General features: G+C 63.6%; 21 protein-coding genes and 1 pseudogene. 5 read left to right on the plus strand and 17 right to left on the minus strand.

What is annotated here, in order from left to right:
* Positions 1-28: 28 nt before the first annotated feature.
* From AB4Z16_RS25235 to AB4Z16_RS25300, 14 genes are all read right to left on the minus strand, one after another.
* Positions 29-715 carry a type 1 glutamine amidotransferase domain-containing protein gene (locus AB4Z16_RS25235; RefSeq protein ID WP_441514073.1) on the minus strand — a complete coding sequence of 229 codons (687 nt, stop codon included), beginning with the start codon at positions 713-715 and terminating at the stop codon, positions 29-31.
* Position 716: 1 nt separating this feature from the next.
* Positions 717-929: a zinc-binding dehydrogenase gene (locus AB4Z16_RS25240; protein WP_441514204.1), complete on the minus strand. Its 213-nt coding sequence runs from the start codon at positions 927-929 to the stop codon at positions 717-719.
* A 118-nt stretch (positions 930-1,047) separates the two neighbouring features.
* Entirely contained in the window at positions 1,048-1,617 is a 570-nt protein-coding gene (locus tag AB4Z16_RS25245; protein ID WP_441514074.1) for a type 1 glutamine amidotransferase domain-containing protein, read from the minus strand.
* Between the two features lie 143 nt (positions 1,618-1,760).
* On the minus strand, positions 1,761-2,960 hold the full coding sequence (locus AB4Z16_RS25250; RefSeq protein WP_441514075.1) for an alcohol dehydrogenase catalytic domain-containing protein: 1,200 nt from the start codon (positions 2,958-2,960) through the stop codon (positions 1,761-1,763).
* A gap of 81 nt (positions 2,961-3,041) precedes the next feature.
* Positions 3,042-3,341 carry a putative quinol monooxygenase gene (locus AB4Z16_RS25255; RefSeq protein ID WP_441514076.1) on the minus strand — a complete coding sequence of 100 codons (300 nt, stop codon included), beginning with the start codon at positions 3,339-3,341 and terminating at the stop codon, positions 3,042-3,044.
* A gap of 550 nt (positions 3,342-3,891) precedes the next feature.
* A complete protein-coding gene (locus tag AB4Z16_RS25260) occupies positions 3,892-4,428 on the minus strand; it encodes a DsbA family protein (protein ID WP_441514077.1) in 537 nt (178 codons plus the stop codon).
* Positions 4,394-4,903, minus strand: coding sequence for a redoxin domain-containing protein (locus AB4Z16_RS25265; RefSeq protein WP_441514078.1), 510 nt, complete (start codon positions 4,901-4,903; stop codon positions 4,394-4,396). The genes AB4Z16_RS25260 and AB4Z16_RS25265 overlap by 35 nt, the downstream gene beginning before the upstream one ends.
* A gap of 15 nt (positions 4,904-4,918) precedes the next feature.
* Entirely contained in the window at positions 4,919-5,527 is a 609-nt protein-coding gene (locus AB4Z16_RS25270) for an HdeD family acid-resistance protein (RefSeq protein ID WP_441514079.1), read from the minus strand.
* A gap of 132 nt (positions 5,528-5,659) precedes the next feature.
* Positions 5,660-6,343: an NAD-binding protein gene (locus AB4Z16_RS25275; RefSeq protein WP_441514205.1), complete on the minus strand. Its 684-nt coding sequence runs from the start codon at positions 6,341-6,343 to the stop codon at positions 5,660-5,662.
* A complete protein-coding gene (locus tag AB4Z16_RS25280) occupies positions 6,340-7,365 on the minus strand; it encodes a cation:proton antiporter domain-containing protein (protein ID WP_441514080.1) in 1,026 nt (341 codons plus the stop codon). Before AB4Z16_RS25280 ends, AB4Z16_RS25275 begins: the two co-directional genes overlap by 4 nt.
* Positions 7,366-7,785: 420 nt before the next feature.
* Positions 7,786-8,439, minus strand: a complete 654-nt coding sequence (locus AB4Z16_RS25285) for a BON domain-containing protein (RefSeq protein WP_441514081.1) — start codon at positions 8,437-8,439, stop codon at positions 7,786-7,788.
* Between the two features lie 149 nt (positions 8,440-8,588).
* Entirely contained in the window at positions 8,589-9,083 is a 495-nt protein-coding gene (locus AB4Z16_RS25290; protein WP_441514082.1) for a hypothetical protein, read from the minus strand.
* A 134-nt stretch (positions 9,084-9,217) separates the two neighbouring features.
* Positions 9,218-9,745, minus strand: a complete 528-nt coding sequence (locus tag AB4Z16_RS25295; protein WP_441514083.1) for an Hsp20/alpha crystallin family protein — start codon at positions 9,743-9,745, stop codon at positions 9,218-9,220.
* Positions 9,746-9,755: 10 nt separating this feature from the next.
* On the minus strand, positions 9,756-9,863 hold the full coding sequence (locus tag AB4Z16_RS25300) for an Hsp20 family protein (RefSeq protein WP_441514084.1): 108 nt from the start codon (positions 9,861-9,863) through the stop codon (positions 9,756-9,758).
* An 83-nt stretch (positions 9,864-9,946) separates the two neighbouring features.
* Between AB4Z16_RS25300 and AB4Z16_RS25305 the strand changes: the two genes are divergently transcribed.
* The 4 genes and pseudogenes from AB4Z16_RS25305 to AB4Z16_RS25320 all read left to right on the plus strand — a co-directional run bounded on the left by AB4Z16_RS25305 (position 9,947) and on the right by AB4Z16_RS25320 (position 13,651).
* Positions 9,947-10,612, plus strand: a complete 666-nt coding sequence (locus tag AB4Z16_RS25305; protein ID WP_441514085.1) for a hydrolase — start codon at positions 9,947-9,949, stop codon at positions 10,610-10,612.
* Positions 10,613-10,665: 53 nt separating this feature from the next.
* The gene (locus tag AB4Z16_RS25310; RefSeq protein ID WP_441514086.1) at positions 10,666-11,097 is read left to right on the plus strand and encodes an ester cyclase; all 432 of its coding nucleotides are present in this window, start codon (positions 10,666-10,668) and stop codon (positions 11,095-11,097) included.
* 39 nt (positions 11,098-11,136) lie between these two features.
* Positions 11,137-11,766: an NADPH-dependent F420 reductase gene (locus AB4Z16_RS25315; RefSeq protein WP_441514206.1), complete on the plus strand. Its 630-nt coding sequence runs from the start codon at positions 11,137-11,139 to the stop codon at positions 11,764-11,766.
* 500 nt (positions 11,767-12,266) lie between these two features.
* Positions 12,267-13,651: pseudogene (locus AB4Z16_RS25320) on the plus strand (IS1182 family transposase).
* Positions 13,652-14,016: 365 nt separating this feature from the next.
* On the opposite strand, the gene AB4Z16_RS25325 reads toward AB4Z16_RS25320, so the two are convergent.
* Together AB4Z16_RS25325 and AB4Z16_RS25330 are read right to left on the minus strand one after the other, a co-directional pair.
* Entirely contained in the window at positions 14,017-14,706 is a 690-nt protein-coding gene (locus AB4Z16_RS25325; protein WP_441514087.1) for a Crp/Fnr family transcriptional regulator, read from the minus strand.
* Between the two features lie 51 nt (positions 14,707-14,757).
* Entirely contained in the window at positions 14,758-15,435 is a 678-nt protein-coding gene (locus tag AB4Z16_RS25330) for a Crp/Fnr family transcriptional regulator (RefSeq protein ID WP_441514088.1), read from the minus strand.
* 117 nt (positions 15,436-15,552) lie between these two features.
* On the opposite strand from AB4Z16_RS25330, the gene AB4Z16_RS25335 reads away from it, so the two are divergent.
* Positions 15,553-16,335, plus strand: a complete 783-nt coding sequence (locus AB4Z16_RS25335; RefSeq protein ID WP_441514089.1) for a hypothetical protein — start codon at positions 15,553-15,555, stop codon at positions 16,333-16,335.
* A gap of 96 nt (positions 16,336-16,431) precedes the next feature.
* Here the strand turns inward: AB4Z16_RS25335 and AB4Z16_RS25340 are convergent, their stop codons facing one another.
* A complete protein-coding gene (locus tag AB4Z16_RS25340) occupies positions 16,432-17,655 on the minus strand; it encodes an MFS transporter (protein WP_441514090.1) in 1,224 nt (407 codons plus the stop codon).
* Positions 17,656-17,705 lie beyond the last annotated feature (50 nt).

Below are 17,705 nucleotides of genomic sequence, written 5' to 3' on the forward strand. Positions count from 1 at the left end.
TCACGCCGATCTGGACCTGTTCACACTCTTAAGCGCGAGCCGCGAGCTTTTTGATCAAGGCCTTGGCTGCGGGCGCCGAGGATGCCGGGTTCTGCCCGGTGATCAGCAACTCGTCAGAAACCGCATAGGGCTGCCAGTCGGCGACTCTTGAGAACAGACCGCCGTTACGCTTGAGCTCGTCCTCGACCAGGAACGGAACGATCGCGGTAAGCCCCACGGCCTCCTCCTCGGTGTTTGTGAAGCCGGTGACATTGCGGCCCTGGACCAGCGGCCTGCCGTCTGCGGCCCGCACATGACGGAGCACGCCGGGCGCGTGGCACACGAGAGCGACTGGCTTGCCTGCCGCTAGTGTCGCCTCGATCAGCGCGATCGAATTGCGATCCTCCGCCAGATCCCAGAGGGGGCCATGACCGCCGGGATAGAAGACGGCATCGAACGGCTCGTGTGAGACCGTGTCCAGCCGCTCTGTCGCTGCGAGCGCTGCCTTGGCCGCAGCGTCGGCCTCGAAGCGCCTCGTGTCGTCGGTCTGGGAGTCAGGTTCGGCGCTTTTGGGATCGAGCGGCGGCTCGCCGCCCTTGGGGGACGCCAGAGTGATGTCTGCGCCTGCGTCCTTGAAGGTATAGTAAGGAGCAGCCAGTTCCTCGAGCCAGAAGCCGGTCTTGCGGCCGGTGTCGCCGAGGCGGTCGTGCGAGGTGAGCACCATCAGTACCTTCACGTCAGTTTCCTCTTCGCCTAGCGCTCAGCGGGGGACGGTGACCACGATCTTCCCCAAACTGCTCGCTGGATTCCATGTAGACATGCGCCTTGACGATCTCGTCGAGCGTGAAAGTCTTCGCGACGACCGGCTTCAGCCGGCCGCCGGCGAGCCCACTATCGATGAAAGCTGATGCGCGGGCCAGCCGCTCCTTGTCCCGGACGAACTCGGACAGTGTGTAGCCACGCGTGTGATGGCGACGTGTCCTTCCGTTGCAAAAGCCGCGAGAATCATGTGCGCCTTACTCATCCTAGGATCGGTCGCCGTTTGCGCGGGGAACGATGACCGCCGCTTCAGGCCGCCTGTGTTCCGCGTCCGCGCGCACTCGCGAACAACTTGATGGTTTCACGATTGAAAGCGGCCATGTCGTCGGGGCTGCGGCTGGTCACGAGGCCCCGGTCGACGACGACCTCCTCATCGACCCAGTTCGCGCCGGCGTTCTTGAGATCGGTCTTGAGCGAGGGCCACGAGGTCACGCGGCGGCCGCTTGCCGCGCCGGTCTCGATGATCGTCCACGGCCCATGGCAGATCGAGGCAACGGGCTTTTTGGCGTCGAAGAACGCTTTGGCGAACGCTACGGCCTTGGCGTCGGTGCGGAGCGCGTCCGGGTTGATGACGCCGCCGGGCAGGAGCAGCGCGTCGTAATCTCCGGGATTGCCGGAAGCGAGTGGTACATCGACCGGGTAGCTGTTGCTCCAGTCCGTGAAGTCCCAGGCGCGGACTTTGTCCGGCTTGGGCGAGATGAGGCTTGTCTTGGCGCCGGCTTCGTCGAGCGCCTTGCGAGGCTCGGTCATTTCGACTTCCTCGAACCCGTCGGTGACGAGGATCGCGACATTCATTCCTTTGAGCGTGTCGCTTGCCATGGGTGATCTCCTTCGAAACTGAGCCTGGCCGGGTCGGGCCGCTCGGGCGCGGACGCACGCGCCCCGGGGGCTCGGCGCGGCGTCCGCTGTTTGGCGGAATGAAGCGCCTCAAGGGAAAGGCGCCGGTGGCATCCGCCGGTGAGTTAGGCGGCCAGTTTCGTCGCGTTGTGCGGATCGATGACGAACTTCTTGGGCGAGCCCTGGTCGAATATCCGGTAAGCGTCGGCCGCTCGCTCAAGCGGGATGACCTCGACATTCGCAAGCTTTCCGAGATACGGCATCCGATCCCAGAGGATCGCCATCATCAGATCGCGGTTGTAGTGCATGATCGGCGCCTGGCCGGCCGAGATGTGGGGCGACTTGATCCAGGCCTTGCCGAAATCGATGCGATACCGCCCGGCCTTCGCATCCGCGTCGACAGCCTCGGGATCTCCCGCCGTGTAGATGCCGGGCGCGCCGATAGCGCCGTTGGCGCGAACGACCGCGATCATCGCGTTGAGCACGGCGGCCGGGTCCTCCCCGGCGCCGGGTCCGTTTCCGTGCGCTTCGAAGCCGACGGCATCGACGCCGCAATCCACTTCCCGTTGGCCGAGGATGGCCGCGATCTGGTCGGCGAGCGGCGTCTCGGAGGACACATTCACGATCTCATACCCGGCGTTCTTGACCAGCGCGAGACGCTCGCTGTTGGTGTCGCCCACGATGATGCAGGAGGCGCCCAGGAGATGGGCGGAGGCGGCGGCGCACCGGCCGACCGGTCCTGCCCCCGCGATATAGACCGTCGAACCGTACTTGACGCCCGCCTGCACACAGCCGTGAAAGCCCGTCGGCAGAATGTCGGAGAGCAAGGTCAGGTCCTTGATCTTGGCCATCGCCTGATCCTTGTCGGGGAAGCGAAGCAAGTTCCAGTCGGCGAATGGAACCATGAGATAGTCGGACTGTCCGCCCTGCCAGCCGCCGAGATTGAACCCGTAGGCGCCGCAATCGACCTCGTCGTTGACGTTCATGCAGGTGTCGGTATGGCCCTCCTTGCAGTTGCGGCATCGTCCGCACGAGACATTGAACGGGACCGAGCAAAGGTCGCCTTTCTTGATGAAATGCACGTCGGGCCCGGTCTCGATCACTTCGCCGGTCATCTCGTGGCCGAGCACCATGCCCGAAGGGGCGGCGAAGCGGCCCCGGTAGATATGCTGGTCGCTGCCGCAGATGTTGGTGGTGACGATCTTCAGTATCGCCCCGTGGGGTGTCTTGTTGCCCCTGGGATCGACGAGCTTCGGATAGTCGTAGGTTTCGACGTTGACTTTCTTCGGTCCCATATAGGTGACCGCTCGATTACCTGATGCCATGACTGTTCCTCCAGCGTTGGTTTCTGGATCGGCCCGGTCGGGCTCATCGATCCCTGGCTAGGACTTCTGTGGCGAGGCGTCTCAAGGCAGCTTCGCCGCGAGCACGTCGAGCTTTTCGATGCGGGGGGACGAGGCGAAAAGCGCGGGCGCTTTCTCCATCAGGGCCGCCGCGACGAGGCCGGAAAGATGCGCGTCCCGTCCGACCTCATCGGGAAACACGTCGAAGATTCCGAATGTCGAAGGGCCCATGCGGACGCCGAACCACGCGACGGTTCCCGGCTCGTTCTCAACGAGGGGCTGGCCACTTCGCAGAAACGCCTCGACCTCCGCTTCCTTTCCGGGCTTCGCTTCCATGGTGACGAGAAGTGCAAACTTGACCATTCGCTCATTCCTTTCGGATAGCTTCAGCGAAGCGGGTGTGAGCCGCCTTCGGACCTGCGTCGGAGGGGCCCGGCGGACGCGCCGGATCGTGTGACCGAACCCGCGTTCATGGTCTGCTTATTCAGCCGCGAACGTAGGCCAGACGACATTTCGACGAGGGATCGAGGTCCCGGGATATCGCTCCACGCGTATCAAGCCTCACGCGCGGGTGCGCCGCCCTGACGATCGTCAATTATGCGAATTCCTTTTGACGCTCGCGATCCCGCTGAAAGCGCGCCATTCGACGGTCTCCAGTCCCCAGGCCATCTCATGGCGCTTGGCCTTGAGGACCGGCATTGCTGCACCCTCACCGTGACCCGCGGCGCTGAGCAAACGTCGAACCGACGATCGGGCCCGTTGTCGGACGCAACAAGACAGACCGCGCTCGCGGTCAATCAACCTCCAGCACTGCGTCGCGGGCGATGCGGTGTTTTCATGCGGGTCGGATGATCGGGCCGAACAACCGGCCTCAGCTTGGCGAGCATCACGGCCTGCGAAGCGCATGAATTCGTCAGGCGGCCGTCGACATGACCGCTTGGCCGATCGCCGATGGGAGATCGACATAACCATAAGGGCTGTCATGCCGTATCCCGTTGACGAAGAAGGTCGGCGTCCCATTGACGCCGCTGCGCACGCCGCCCAGGAAATCCGCCTGGACCTTTGGCGCGAAGGTGTGTGAGGCGATCGCGTCGCGGAGGGCGACTGGCGCCAGCTTCAGCTGAGCCGCGAGCGCGACGAGAAGCGAAACGCTCAGGCGCTGCTGATTGGCGAAAATGGATTGGTGCATCGGCCAAAAGGCGCCGTGGCTGCCGGCGAACTCCGCCGCTTCGGCGGCCGTTATCGCCAGCGGATGTATCTCCGCCAGGGGGAAGTGCCGGAATACGAGGCGAACGCTCGAACCGAACTGCGCGAGGATCCTTGCGACAACCCCCTGCGCCGCCGCGCAATGCGGGCACTGGTAATCGCCATATTCGACGATGGTGACGCCGGCGTCCTCGCTGCCGAAAACATGGTCAAGCAACGTGACGGGAATCCTGAGCTGCGCCATCTTTCATCTCCAATGCAGGGAGCGCTTCGAGTGCATCCAGAATGCCGTCGGCTCCGGGATTGACGGCGATCGGCGAGCAGTAGCTCCAGACGATCATTCCCTTTTCGTCGATCACGAACAGCGCGCGCTCGGCCACGCCTTCGCTCCGGTAAGCGCCGTAAGATCTGGCCACCGCGCCCTTCGGCTCGAAATCGGAGAGCAGGGCGAAATGCAGATTGCGGTCGCGGGCAAAGGCCTGGTGACACCAGGCTCCGTCGACCGAAATGCCGAGCAACTCAGCGCCATGCCTGCGGAACTCGGGCAGGATGTGATTGTAGAGGCTCATCTGGTCGCCGCAAACCGGACTCCAGTCAGCGGGATAGAAGGCGAGCACGACACGCCGGCCGGAGAATTCATCAAGGGATAGCGTCTGGTCCGGCGTGACATGAAGGGTGAACCCTGGTGCCTTGGTTCCTCGGGGAAGAATACCATTCATAACGTCCTCCTCCGCTCAGCTGCTTGTGGCCATTGCAGTTGGGATTTGCTCGCCACGGTGCTTGCGCAGCCTGAAGGCGAGGATGATGAGAATTGCACCGAAGACCACGGCATGGGCCCCCACCCACCAAGTCAGGACGAGCGCGCCGATCATCGGCGCTGCGAAGAGGAGAACGCCGTAGAGCATCGACAGCAGTGCCCCGAGGACAAGCAGCCACCGCCCATGGCTGATCTTGAGGCCGAAGGCCGCGGCGAGAAGTAGCCCTCCGGAGAGCAGGGCCCAAGCCCCGACCATGAAGACGAAGGCGAGCACGGTGATGCCGGGCCAGAGAGCGGCGGCAATGCCGATCGCGATCCCCAGCAACCCGTTGACCAGAAGGAGCCCCCAGCGCTCGCTCTTGCGGGCGCCGCGTATGGCCGAAACCACGCCGAAGATGCCGTCGACGAAGCTATAGGCAGCGAAGATCAGAACGAGCGCCAGCATTGTCGTGCCGGGGATGATGAAGGCGATGATGCCGAACAGAATGGCCAGTGCGCCCCGCAACGCGACGAGCCACCAGTTCTCGGCGAGCACGGCGTTTCTTGCCTGGGCGAGTTCTGGGTCCTGCGATGGGGACAGGCTCATGGAGCGCCTCGTGGATGCGGGCAATGTGCTCGGATCTCTGCTGCTCGGCGATATTGAGGGCAGTGTAATGGCAGGGCGGCGCCGGAGGCGTTGACGATCGTCAAGAAACGCGAATTCGCATGCTACCGGAGATCAGATGCCGACGCGGTGCCGAAGCTCCGGGTTGAGCTCCGCGCGAAGCGTGGTGATGACCCGCCCCGCCTCTTCCTGGCTAAGGTCGCACAGCAGGAGGGCTTGATCGGCGAGCGCGAGGCCGGCAGCGAGATTTTCAGGGAAGACGACGTCCGCCCCTGCGTCGGCAACGGTCGTGACGTCCTGGTCGTCCGCGGTACTGACCATCGATGGAATGACCGGTTCCTGCTCGCGCACGAAACTCAGGACCCGTTCGACGGCGGAGTGTCGATCGAAGGTGATGACGACAAGTCTAGCCTTTGCGAGACCGGCGGCGGACAGAATCCGACGATGTGCGGCGTCACCATGGACCACCATGTGGCCTTGGCGTTGGGCCTGCTTGAAGCGTGTGAGGTCGGATTCGACGGCAATGTACTGTATTTTGGCGGCCTCGAGCGCGGTCGCGACAAGGCGCCCGACGCGCCCGCATCCGCACAGCAGAACGTGCCTATCCAACGACGCACTCATCGTGCCGATTGCCATCTCGCTCGCAGCCAAGCGGGCGTGTGAATTCCCGAAAAGACGTTCGACCTGCGCGCTGCGCTGGATCACCAGGGGAGCCAGTCCCATTGTGAGGGCGAGGGCGATGAGAAGCGGCTGTCCGATCGCGGATGAGAGCAGGCCCGAACTGATCGACAAGGTCACGAGCAGCAAGCCGAATTCGCCCCCATTGGCGAGGTTGGCTGCGACGCGCAGCGCAATTGCAGGGCTCTTCGCAGGATAAGGCCGACGACGAAGATCACCAGGGCTTTGCCGAGGAGAACGACCAGGCACCAGGCCAAAACCGTGCCGGGAGAAACGACGATCAGCGAGAGATCGATCCCCATGCCCACCGTGATGAAGAACAGGCCGACAAGGATGTCGCGAAACGGGCGCAAGTCGTCCTCGACGCGATGCCGGAAATCGCTGCCGCTAATGGCCATGCCGGCGATGAAGGCACCGACCGGCAAGGCCAGGCCAGCGAGATGGGCGACGTAGGCGGCCCCCAGCGCGGTGAGAAGCGCCGTCAGGAGAAACAGGTCGCTTGAATGTGATCTGGCCGCGTTGGCGAGGACCATGCGAACGAGCGGGCGGCCGATCACGGCGACGGCGGCGAGCGTGATCGCCGCCAGCGCGAGGTGTTGCAGGAGATCAAGCGGGTCGAAGGCCGCCTGCCGTGACCAGCTGTCCGCTGCGACAAGAAGGGGAATCGTCGCGATATCCTGGAACAGCAGGATACCGATCGCGAAACGGCCGTGCTGGCTGGAGACCTCGCCCTGTTCTGCGAGTTGCTTCACCACAACGGCGGTCGATGACATCGCCACCGCGCCGCCGAGCAGGATGGCGAGCCGTGGCTCGAGCCCGAGCCACCAGAGCCCAGCGGCGATCACCGTCAGCGTCGCCCCGACCTGGAGGCTGCCCGCAAGCAGCACGTCGGTGCGGGCTGCGAGCAGGTTGTTCAGCGAGAACTCCAGCCCGACCATGAACATCAGGAAGATCAGGCCCAGTTCCGCGAGGAAACGAGTATCGTCGCTCATCCCGACGAGGTTCAGGCCATAGGGACCGATCGCAAGACCCGCCAGGAGATAGCCCATGGCCGCTGGCATGCGAGACGCGGCGAAGAAGCCGATGCCAAGCGCGGAGGCGAGGATGATCGCCAGGCTTTGCGTCAGCAAATGCTCGGTCATCTGGTTCGTGGATCAAAAGCCGGCCCAGGAGGGCCGCCCGGATCGTCCTGCACCGAGCTGAGCTCAGGGTCGGGCTTGCTACTATCCTCTTTGGGCCGCCGGAAGATCCAAGCTGGGGGATCGCTTGCCGGGAAGGATTCGAGGCTCGCTTCGTAGACCGTGTCATCCGGGTCTTCGACGGAACCGGGATCGGAGGAGCGATCGTTGGCGTCGGGATCGACCGTCCGTTTCCCGCCGCTGACCCTGCGCACGGTGCGGCCCTGATTTGAGAGGCTGCTTCTCGGCGATGACATCGAGCTTCTCGCTTTCCGGCGCTGCGTGGATCCGGCGGCCGTCTAACGCTTCAGACCCGTTCAAAGGATTTGCCCGGACCAGCCGCCCTCGGTGAGCAAGCCTGGTCCGGAACGCTGGCGGTCGCGGCTAAAGGCCGATGGCGATGCGGTTCTCGACCTTCGTGACGCCGGGGGCCCGCCAAGCGGCGCGTTCAGCCTCCTGTCGCTCAGCCCAGGATCGAACCTTGCCCTTCAGGATCACTTCACCGCCGTTGGCTTCGACAGTGATGTTGTGGGCGTCGACTTCCGCACTGCGGCGAAAGGCCTCTTCGATCTTGCTCTTGATCTCGGTCGGCGCCACGCGAGGCTTGAGGACGATCATGTTGCTGACGCCCTTGATGCCCTTGACCCGCCGGACCGCCTGTTCCGCACGGTCGCGCTGATAGTTCCACTCGGCGTTGCCTTCCAGCGTCAGCCAGCCGTTCTTGACGACCACCTTCATGTTCTCGGAGGAAAACGGCAGGTCGGCCTTCAGGGCGGCGACCGCATCCCGGGCGATCTCCGGATCCGGCCGTTCGCTGCTCGAAGGCAAGCGGACCTCGAGGTCGTTGGCGACGCCGGCGACGCCGGAGACGCGCTTCACGTCGCGCTCGGCCTGGTATTTCTGAGAGTAGCTGCGGACGAAGCCGGTCAGGGTCACGACGCCGCTCTTCACGGCAATCGCGATGTCCGTCGGATCGATGTCCGGGTCCCATTTCAGCTCGGCTTCGACGTCGCGCTTGATGTCACTGTCGTTTCTCATCTCGCTCTCCCGCTTGGTTGGGTCGAACGCACCTAGACCGCGTACGCGTCGCTACTCAGGTGCAGCGAGAGATAGACTAAGTCGGTCGAGCTCCTGGCCGCCTTGACGGTCGTCAGTTTCGCGCAACCCTGTTCTGATCCGGCAACTCGTCAGTGGGGGCTCGCTCGATCGCGGCTGGACTGGATCAACAAGGCTTCATGGAAAAGCGCGAATCCCTGCATCGTGCGGCCGTAGTCCAGACGGCTCGATGCGTAACCGTGGGCCATCTGCAGGAGCTCGGGGTTGGCCGCTGCGAGATTATCGATCGCATCACTCGTGAAGCCCTCGGTACCGGAATGATCGATGCGATCGACAACCGTATCACGGACCTCGATGGAGACGCGCGGAAGCGGATGGAGCCCGCTCGAACCCAGCGGAGCCAGCGCCTCCGCGGCCAGGAGCCTGTAGAACATCCCGAACGCCGTCATCAGGCTATCCGCTTCGGTGCCCGCCCCCGCCCAGCGCAACGCCATGTCGAGCAACTCGGGATTATGTTGGCGAAGGTCCGCCTTGATCTCGGTCATGCAGGCATCGGGTCCAAGATCGTCGAACTCGCGCGAGATTCGCTCCCGTGTCAGTTCCGTCACGCGTGGCAGCACGCTCATGGATAGCCGGTCCTTCTTCCGAAGCGCCCCGTCGGGACGCTGTAAAAATAATGCGACGCCATAGGGACAGCGTCGCATTCAGTTGGGGAGGATCGTCGAGAGAACCGAGGGCAAGTAGGTGTCCCGCGGGCTCGCTAGTTCGATCGCACCGGGATCCGCTTGGCAGCGGCCTGCGCTTCGGTCGTCTTCGGGATCGTCACGGTGAGTACGCCGCTCTTGAAGCTGGCCTGGGCCTGGTCCGCGTCAATTCCGTCTGGCACGGGGACGGTCCGCTCGATCCGACCGAAGGTTCGCTCCCGTAGCAGATAGCCCTTTTCGTCAACTTCGCGATCGGCCTTCTTCTCGCCGCTGAGGACCAGCATCCCCTCGCTCACGCGGATGTCGATGTCGCCTTGCTCCAGGCCCGGCAGCTCCGCGGTAACTTTCACCTCCTTGTCGTTCTCGGCGACATCCACCTGGATGCCTGAGCCACTGCCCAGAAGGCCGGCGGGCCAGCCGGAGAAGGGCAAGGGAAGCGGAAGGAAGAAATGGTCGAAGGCGCGGTTGATATCGTTCTGAAGAGCGGCGATCGGATCGCGCTCGCCGCTCGCCGAGGCGGCGGAAGTCGCAGGCGTCGCGGAACTGTGCCCGGGCTTCCAGGGAATGAGATCACTCACCCGCATATCGTCCTCCTCATGCTGCCTTGACGGTGATCTTCTTGGCGCCGGTATCGGCGGCTTTGGGGATGGTGAGTTGCAGCACGCCATCCTTCAGTGTCGCGTCGATGCCATCGCGGTCCATCTGCTCATTACCGTCTAATCATAGGCGAATAAACGGGCGATTTCTGTGGGGCGGACAACGCAGAACCAATCGGAGAAACGCCCATGCCTACCCAGTCCACCGCCCCGAAGAACGGCCTCAACGCATTGCTGACCCCTGAAGAGTCCGTGCTGGTGCTGATCGACCACCAGCCGTTCCAGTTCGCCAATCTGCACAGCCACGAGCCCACGATGATCGTGAACAACGTCATCGCGCTGGCCAAGACGGCCAAGCTCTTCGGCGTGCCGACGATCTTGACCACCGTCCTCGAAGACCGCGGCGGCAAGCTGATCAAGGGCCTGCAGGATGTCTTCCCGGATCAGAAGCCGATCGACCGCACCTTTATCAACACCTGGGAAGATGCGCGCGTCGTCGACGCGGTGAAGAAGACGGGCCGCAAGAAGCTCATCATCGCCGCGCTCTGGTCCGAGATCTGCTTGGCCATGCCGGCCATCCAGGCCGCGGGCGAAGGCTACGAGGTCGATGCCGTCACTGACGCCTCCGGCGGCGTGAGCGCGGAAGCGCATGACATGGCGGTGCGCCGCATGGTGATGGCGGGCGTGGTTCCGATCACCTGGATGGCGGTGGCCGGCGAGCTGCAGCGCGACTGGGCTCGCGAAGAGACGGCCGCGAAGGGCGGCGAGATCTTCATCGAGCATGGCGGCGGCACCGGCATCGCGCTCGCCTGGGAACTGCAACTGCTCGGCCAGGCGGCCGGCGGCAAGGCGTGAGCCGCGGTCGTAAGCAATCGAAACTCACATCTTACAGCGCTTTGGAGCGTGTCATGACCAGTAGCAACGCAAGCGAAGCCGCCAAGGCGGTCATTCGCCGCAACACCGAAGAAGTGCAGGGCGGAGGCAATTTCGCGGTGTTCGAGGAATTGTTCGCCGACGATTTCCTCGACCACACCCCGCAGCCGGGCCGCACCCCCGACAAGGCCGGCGCAAGGGAATTGTACAAGGTGCTTCGCACCGCCTTTCCCGACTTCCATGCCGAGATCCATTGGCAGCTCGCCGATGGCGACCGTGTGACCACCTACAAGACCTATCACGGCACGCACCAGGGCGAGCTTTTCGGGATCAAGCCGACGGGCCGGACAATCCAGTTCGAGACCGTCGACGTCATGCGCGTCCGCGATGGGAAGATCGCCGAGCACTGGGGCGTCGCCAACCTCTTCTCGCTGATGCAGCAACTGGGCGCTGCGCCGGCCGTCTGACACGAACCGTGAAATCACGCGCGCCGGCACGCTCGACGGCTGCCGGCGCCGACCCTCAAGGAACATCACATGAGCATTGGCATCATCGGCTCGGGCGCCATCGGCGCGGCCTTCGCCCGAACGCTCGCACGCGCGGGAATCGCGGCCGGTATCTCGAACAGCCGCGGCCCGGATTCGCTCGAAGGCCTGGTCCGCGAGCTCGGGCCATCCATCACCGCGGTCAGCGGCGAGGAAGCGGCGCGCGCCGACATCGTCTTCGTCGCCGTCAACTGGACCAAGCTGCCGGCCGCGCTGGCGAGACTTCCTGCTTGGAACGGGCGCATCGTCATCGACGCCAACAATGCGATCGAAGCGCCGCTGTTCCAGCCAGTGGACCTCGGTGGTCGGGTATCGAGCGAGGTCGTTGCCGATTTCGTTCCGCAAGCCCGCGTCGTTAAGGCCTTCAATCACCTCCGCGCGGAGCTGCTGGCCACCGATCCGGGTTCGAACGGTGGGCGGCGCGTGCTGTTCTATTCCGGCGACGATGCTGCGGCGAAGGCGGAAGTCGCAGCTCTGATCGAGCGCCTTGGCTTCGCTGGAATCGATCTCGGCTCACTCGCAGCCGGCGGCAAGCTCGCCCAGTTTCCCGGTGGCCCGCTCCCCAACCAGAACCTCATCAAGCTCGGGTGAATGCGAGCGATCTTCGAGACTACTACGTCAGCAGGTTCTGAAGCCCCCGAAGCATATTTCAACGCGAAGTACGTCTTGCATATGCGGGCGTAATCGAGAGCGTTCAGGCGGAAGCCGGAGCGCATTTTTTTGCCTTCACCGACGGGCTAAAGTCCGCACGCTACGTGAGTGAGGATAACTTTTCGCCGTGGATACTTATCGGATGAACGGAGCCCGTGTGCTCAGGAAATACGACGCCATGAACACTTAGGATCTCGTCGAGTTACTTCTACGCGGCTGAATGGAGCACTCCTCTGGCACCAGAGCATCTATGGACGGCCCGCCCCCGTCGTCCACCGGATCCGGTCGAGCAGTCTCTATGCGCCGCCGAAATCGACGGCGAACTTGAAATGCTTCTGCGCCTATGGGGGAGGGCACATAGCGCCGATACCGTTGAAAAAGTCTGCGTTGCTGCGGGCTTGAAGTCCTGATTCAGTCGTCCTTTTGCGGAGGGCGGCGCGATGATGGGCGAACGGCTGGTGGCGCAGGAGGCGCTATTCTACGAGTTCAGCCTGGACCGCCACGTGCCGGCCGGTCACTGGGTCCGCGGCATCGATCGCTTCGTCGATCTCTCGGAGATCCGCGTGCATCTGCGCCCGTTCTACAGCGAGATGGGCCGACCCTCGATCGATCCGGAACTGATGATCCGGATGCTGCTCGTCGGCTATTGCTTCGGCATCCGCTCCGAGCGGCGCCTGTGCGAGGAAGTGCATCTCAACCTGGCCTATCGCTGGTTCTGCCGGCTCGGGCTCGAAGGGGACGTCCCTGACCATTCCACCTTCTCGAAGAACCGGCATGGCCGTTTCCGCGAGAGCGATCTCCTGCGCGAGCTGTTCGAGACGACCGTCCGGCGCTGCATCGCGGAGGGTCTCGTCGGCGGCGAGGGCTTCGCGGTCGATGCCAGCCTGATCAAGGCTGATGCCAACAAGCAACGCTCGGCCGAAGCCTCCGAGCCGGTCGATTGGGACGATCTCGCCCGGACGCGTCGCTCGGTCCGCGAGTATCTCGACACGCTCGACGAGGCCGCCTGGGGCGCGGCCAGCGAGGCCAAGCCGAAGTTCGTGTCGCGCTCCGATCCGGCAGCGCAATGGACCGGAGCCCTGAAGGGCCATGCCTTCTTCGCCTATGCCACGAACTATCTGATCGACCTCGATCACGCCGTCATCGTCGATGTCGAGGCCAGCCGTGCCATCCGGCAGGCCGAGGTCGGCTCGGCCCGCACCATGCTCGACCGAACGCAGGAGCGCTTCGGCCTCTGGCCGGCGAGGCTCGCCGCCGACAGCGCCTATGGCTCGGCCGAGAACCTCGCCTGGCTGGTGCATGAGCGCGGGATCGAGCCGCATATCCCGGTGTTCGACAAATCCCAGCGCAGCGACGGCACCTTTAGCCGTTCCGACTTCGCCTATGACCATGAGGCGATCTCTACGTCTGCCCGAGCGGCAAGGAGCTTCGACAGTTCCGCCGCGCCTTCGCGGTGCCGCGCGACCGCGTGGATCGCGAGGGGCTCATGCGCTATCGGGCCATGAAGCGCGATTGCGACATTTGCTCCTTGAAGCCGCGCTGCTGTCCGAAAGACCCAGCCCGCAAAATCCTGCGCTCGATCCATGAGGGCGCCCGCGACATGGCCAGGGACATCGCCGCGACCGACGCCTATGTCATCTCGCGGCGAGAGCGGAAGAAGGTCGAGATGCTCTTCGCCCATCTCAAGCGCATCTTGCGGCTCGACCGGTTGCGGCTGCGCGGACCGAATGGCGCCAGAGACGAGTTCCACCTCGCCGCAGCCGCCCAGAACCTCAGGAAACTCGCCAAGCTCCTGCCGAACGGGCCACAGATCCGGCCAGTGTGAGACGCCGAGCCTCGATCGGCCAAATCCGCCACGCCGCGGCGGCGCTCAGATGGCCGACTTTTTCAACGGTATCCGCCACATCCGGACATTGGCCGACAGCCCAGAAGCAGACGTTCCACAAAGGGGAGAAGAAGCAGCTCGCCATTGGCGCGTACCCTGTTCTATCTCCAAGCGGTCATTGCCGGCGCTAAATCTCTTCAGGTTCGCTCATCCGCCAGGCATCAAGCGACTGTCGGCCGCTGTTAGGCGCCGTAGGCAGCCTCGCTCCAGTTCCGGATAGTCAGTCCTCATCCGGCTGCAGGCCGCTCCGAGGGCAGAGGCGGTGGAAGGCATGACCGCTCCGAAAACGGGAACCGGCTTTGACCTCAACGGTCGCCTTCATCTCCGAAGAGTCGTAACGCTTCGGCATTCAAGATTGTGATCGAGCCATAACTGGTCGTCAGCCATCCGTTTTCGGCAAACCGCTTCAAGGCGGCATTGACTTGGCGGCGTGATGCCGAGGCCATCGTGCCGACCTCGGTCTGCGTCAGCAGGACCTGTTTGCTGCTCCAGGTCATGCGCTGCAGCACAGAGGCTATCCGGCGCTCGGGATCCTGCTTCTGCAGATCGTGGATGATCCTGATGAGGACATCGACGCCGCGCAGGAGGTTCTGGCAGAAATTGCGGATGACCGCGGGATCGGCAGCAGTCATCTGGGCCATCTGGTCCAGGGGCAGATGCATCACCCAGGTCTCGGTCATTGCGCGCAGTTCAAGCCGCCGCGGCTGGCGGATCAGATAGCTGTCTTCGCCGGTCCAGGAACCAGGCACGCCCATATGGATCAACTGCGGAGCATCGCTTTGCGGAGCGGTGTTGACTGCAACCACGCCGCTCACGAGGCCATAGATGCCCCCCAGGTCATCGCCGAAGTGATAAACAACCTCGTCAGGCGCGAAACGCAGCAGGATGGAGCGTCGCAGAACCTCATCCTGAAACCGTTCGGCTTGAGTTGACAGCCATCCGTTCTGCCGAAGGATGGCTTCTGCGGTTGCTCTCTTGATCAATATCGCGCTCATCAAGCACCGCCTCGCACAGGACCGAGAAACTCTTTGCCGAGCCGTGTTGGCTCAGTCGTCTTCAGTTGAAAAGAGCCGTAGCTTCTCGGAATTGAGGATGGTGACGGACCGATAACTGGTCTTCACCCATCCGCTGTCGGCGAACCGCTTCAAGGCGGCATTGACCTGCCTGCGTGAAGCGCGGGCCATGGTACCGATCTCGGATTGCGTCACAGGAAGGGGACGCTCCCCGATCCACCGGGCGCGCTGTAGAACGGAGGCGATCCTGCGATCGGGATCGACTCTCTGCAGGTCGTGGATCACCCTGATGAGGGCGTCGACATTGGTCATGATGATCTGCCCGAAGTTGTGGGCGACCATCGGGTCGGCATCAGCCATTTCATCCATCTGATCGAGGGGCAGGTACATCAACCAGGTCTCGACCAGTGCGCGCAGTTCGACGCTCCGCGGCCGGCGCGCCAGGAAGCAGCTTTCTCCGGCCCAGGCACCAGGCGCGCCGACATTGATCAGCTGCGGGACATGGTTTGGCGGAGCGGTGTTTATCGTCGCGGTGCCGCTCACGAGGCCATAGATGCCTCCCAGCTCGTCGCCGACGTCGAAAATCAGCTCGCCCGGCTCAAAGTGCACGAGGATGGAGCGTCGCAGAACCTCCTTCTGAAACACCTCGGGTTGATAGGACAGCCAGCCATTCTGCTGGAGAATGGCCTCGGCGACGTCTCTCTTGATCAATCTCAGGCTCATATGGAGCGCATAGCACATTAAAACTCGAAGATTGTTCCAACGGGACAGTCTCGTCCGCGATCCTGCGCATCTACTGCCGCGGGATAATCAATCGGAGTTTGTGCTTTGAGATCCGTTATTGCCGCTGCGGTGGTTCTGTTGATTTCTGCGCCGCTCCTGGCCGCCGATCTCGTGCCTACACCGCCGCCTCCGCCGGCGCAGCCGTCTACCGGACCGAGCTTTTCCTTCACCGGCTATGCCTGGGCTGCCGCGCTCGACGGGCGAGCCTCCACCTTGCCGCCTCTGCCCGCGGCCAATCTCGACCTCAGCTTCGGCGACATCCTCAAGAACATGAATGTCGGCTTGATGGGGGCCGCCGAAATGCACATCGGGCGCTGGGGCTTCCTGGCGGACGCGATGCTCTCGCAGGTCACGCCCGGCGGCTCGTTGCCGGGTCCCTACTTCTCCTCGGCAAAGGTCCGCTCGCAGACGCTGACGCTTCAGACCGCGATCCTCTACCGCATCTACACCGACGAGGCGTTCGATCTCGATATCGGCGCAGGCCTTCGCTTCTGGAATCTCGACAACGAGCTGAAGATCGCACCGGGCTCCCTCAACCTCCGGATCCATCACAGCGATTCGGCGAACTGGCTTGACCCGGTCATCGCGGCCCGCATGACCGCCAGGCTCGGCGGCCCCTGGAGCGTCACGCTCGCGGGTGATATCGGCGGCTTTGACCTCGCTTCCAGGCTGACTTGGCAGGCGCTCGGCACGGTCAACTACCAGTGGGACGACAACTGGGTGTTCCGGGCCGGCTATCGCGCGCTCTATGTCGATTATCGCAAGGGCGATTTCCTCTACGACACGACGATGCACGGCCCAATCATCGCCGCGACCTATCGATTCTGAGTTCTCGAAACGAAGCGTGCTGGTCTGCCCGGCCGGCACAAAGACCATAGGGCATGAAAGCCCGCTCCTCGAAGGGATCGGGCGGCGCATGTATTTTCAACTGCAGCGCGGTGCGAGAGTCTCGTGCGGCTGCATGGCCGATCTCCAGGTGAAGATCGCAACCGCACAGGCGATCGTGAGGAGAATCGTCGCAGCCAAGAAGGGAACCTGCGGCGAGACCCGATGCAGCATGGCGCCGGCGAGCGGGCCGATAGCCTGAGCCGCCCCTTGTGCGACGACGTTGAAGCCAGCCGCCTTGCCCTGGGCAGCTGGACCCGTCCACAAGCTGAGCGAAGCGAGATTGCCGGGGAGCATGAGGCCAAGACCAATCCCAAGCATCACGAGCGAGCCGAAAATCTCGATATAGCTGACCACCAGGCTGCAGATCATCATCGACGAGACGGCGATGACGGCTCCCACAGCAAGCAATCGCATCGGCTCCCACCGCAACAAGCGGATTGCGCAAGCCTGGACGGCGATCATCGCCGTCGCGGTCGCCATGAGCGCCGCTCCGCCAAGCGAGATCGATTCCTCCATCGTGAATCCGAGCGCATCTTGCAGGCGTAGCGCCGTCACCTGCTGCAGGATGCTGTAGGCGGAGATCGATACGAGTGTGATCAGGAGAAGCGGCCATATCCTGGCAAGCGGCAAATGAGCGTCGATCGGTGTAGTGCGCGGGGCGCGTGCAGGCTCCGTGGCCCATAAATGGACGCAAGCGAAGGCCACCAAGGCGAGCACGGACACGATCGCGAAAGCCCAGTCAGGATTGGTGGGAGCGACCTGCCATGCGAGCGCGGCCCCAAGGATGGTGCCCAATCCGATGGCTGCTCCGAGAACGCCCATGGCGCCGGCCCGCTGCGTCGGTGTGGTGATGTCGGCCATATAGGCCTGCGAAGCGGGCATGATGCCGCTGGAAGCAAGCGACTGCCCCGCCCTGACGGACATGAACAGGCCGAGCGTGAGGACAGCGCCCAAGACGCCTGCCAGGCGCAGATGCACGATCGCGCCGAACAACGCTGCCGCGATGGCCGCCCCGGCGAGCGCCGTCAGCAGAACCGGCCTGCGCCCTATCCGTTCGCTGAGATATCCCCAAGCCGGCGCCGATACCATGAGCAGCAACGCGGAGATGCTGAGGATCGCACCGGTCTCGATATCGGAGAAGCCTAGGCGGCGGCCCAAAGGCGGCAGGACGACGAGAAGAAATGATTGACCGGTCGTGTTGGCGGTCAGGCCCAGACATAGTGCGATCTGAGCCTTCGTCGTGCGCGATCGAGCTTCCATTTTCTCCCGCGCCGTACGCCATTCATATGGCCGGTGCCTCTGCCGCTTCG

This window comes from Allobosea sp. TAF32 (assembly GCF_052113585.1).
Classification (GTDB): domain Bacteria; phylum Pseudomonadota; class Alphaproteobacteria; order Rhizobiales; family Beijerinckiaceae; genus Allobosea.

Coding starts and splice junctions, on each gene's coding strand:
- AB4Z16_RS25245 (WP_441514074.1), bottom strand. CDS start 1,617: ATGGCAAGCGACACGCTCAAAGGAATGAATGTCGCGATCCTCGTCACC.
- AB4Z16_RS25250 (WP_441514075.1), bottom strand. CDS start 2,960: ATGGCATCAGGTAATCGAGCGGTCACCTATATGGGACCGAAGAAAGTC.
- AB4Z16_RS25255 (WP_441514076.1), bottom strand. CDS start 3,341: ATGGTCAAGTTTGCACTTCTCGTCACCATGGAAGCGAAGCCCGGAAAG.
- AB4Z16_RS25260 (WP_441514077.1), bottom strand. CDS start 4,428: ATGGCGCAGCTCAGGATTCCCGTCACGTTGCTTGACCATGTTTTCGGC.
- AB4Z16_RS25265 (WP_441514078.1), bottom strand. CDS start 4,903: ATGAATGGTATTCTTCCCCGAGGAACCAAGGCACCAGGGTTCACCCTT.
- AB4Z16_RS25270 (WP_441514079.1), bottom strand. CDS start 5,527: ATGAGCCTGTCCCCATCGCAGGACCCAGAACTCGCCCAGGCAAGAAAC.
- AB4Z16_RS25280 (WP_441514080.1), bottom strand. CDS start 7,365: ATGACCGAGCATTTGCTGACGCAAAGCCTGGCGATCATCCTCGCCTCC.
- AB4Z16_RS25285 (WP_441514081.1), bottom strand. CDS start 8,439: ATGAGAAACGACAGTGACATCAAGCGCGACGTCGAAGCCGAGCTGAAA.
- AB4Z16_RS25290 (WP_441514082.1), bottom strand. CDS start 9,083: ATGAGCGTGCTGCCACGCGTGACGGAACTGACACGGGAGCGAATCTCG.
- AB4Z16_RS25295 (WP_441514083.1), bottom strand. CDS start 9,745: ATGCGGGTGAGTGATCTCATTCCCTGGAAGCCCGGGCACAGTTCCGCG.
- AB4Z16_RS25300 (WP_441514084.1), bottom strand. CDS start 9,863: ATGGACCGCGATGGCATCGACGCGACACTGAAGGATGGCGTGCTGCAA.
- AB4Z16_RS25305 (WP_441514085.1), top strand. CDS start 9,947: ATGCCTACCCAGTCCACCGCCCCGAAGAACGGCCTCAACGCATTGCTG.
- AB4Z16_RS25310 (WP_441514086.1), top strand. CDS start 10,666: ATGACCAGTAGCAACGCAAGCGAAGCCGCCAAGGCGGTCATTCGCCGC.
- AB4Z16_RS25325 (WP_441514087.1), bottom strand. CDS start 14,706: ATGAGCGCGATATTGATCAAGAGAGCAACCGCAGAAGCCATCCTTCGG.
- AB4Z16_RS25340 (WP_441514090.1), bottom strand. CDS start 17,655: ATGGAAGCTCGATCGCGCACGACGAAGGCTCAGATCGCACTATGTCTG.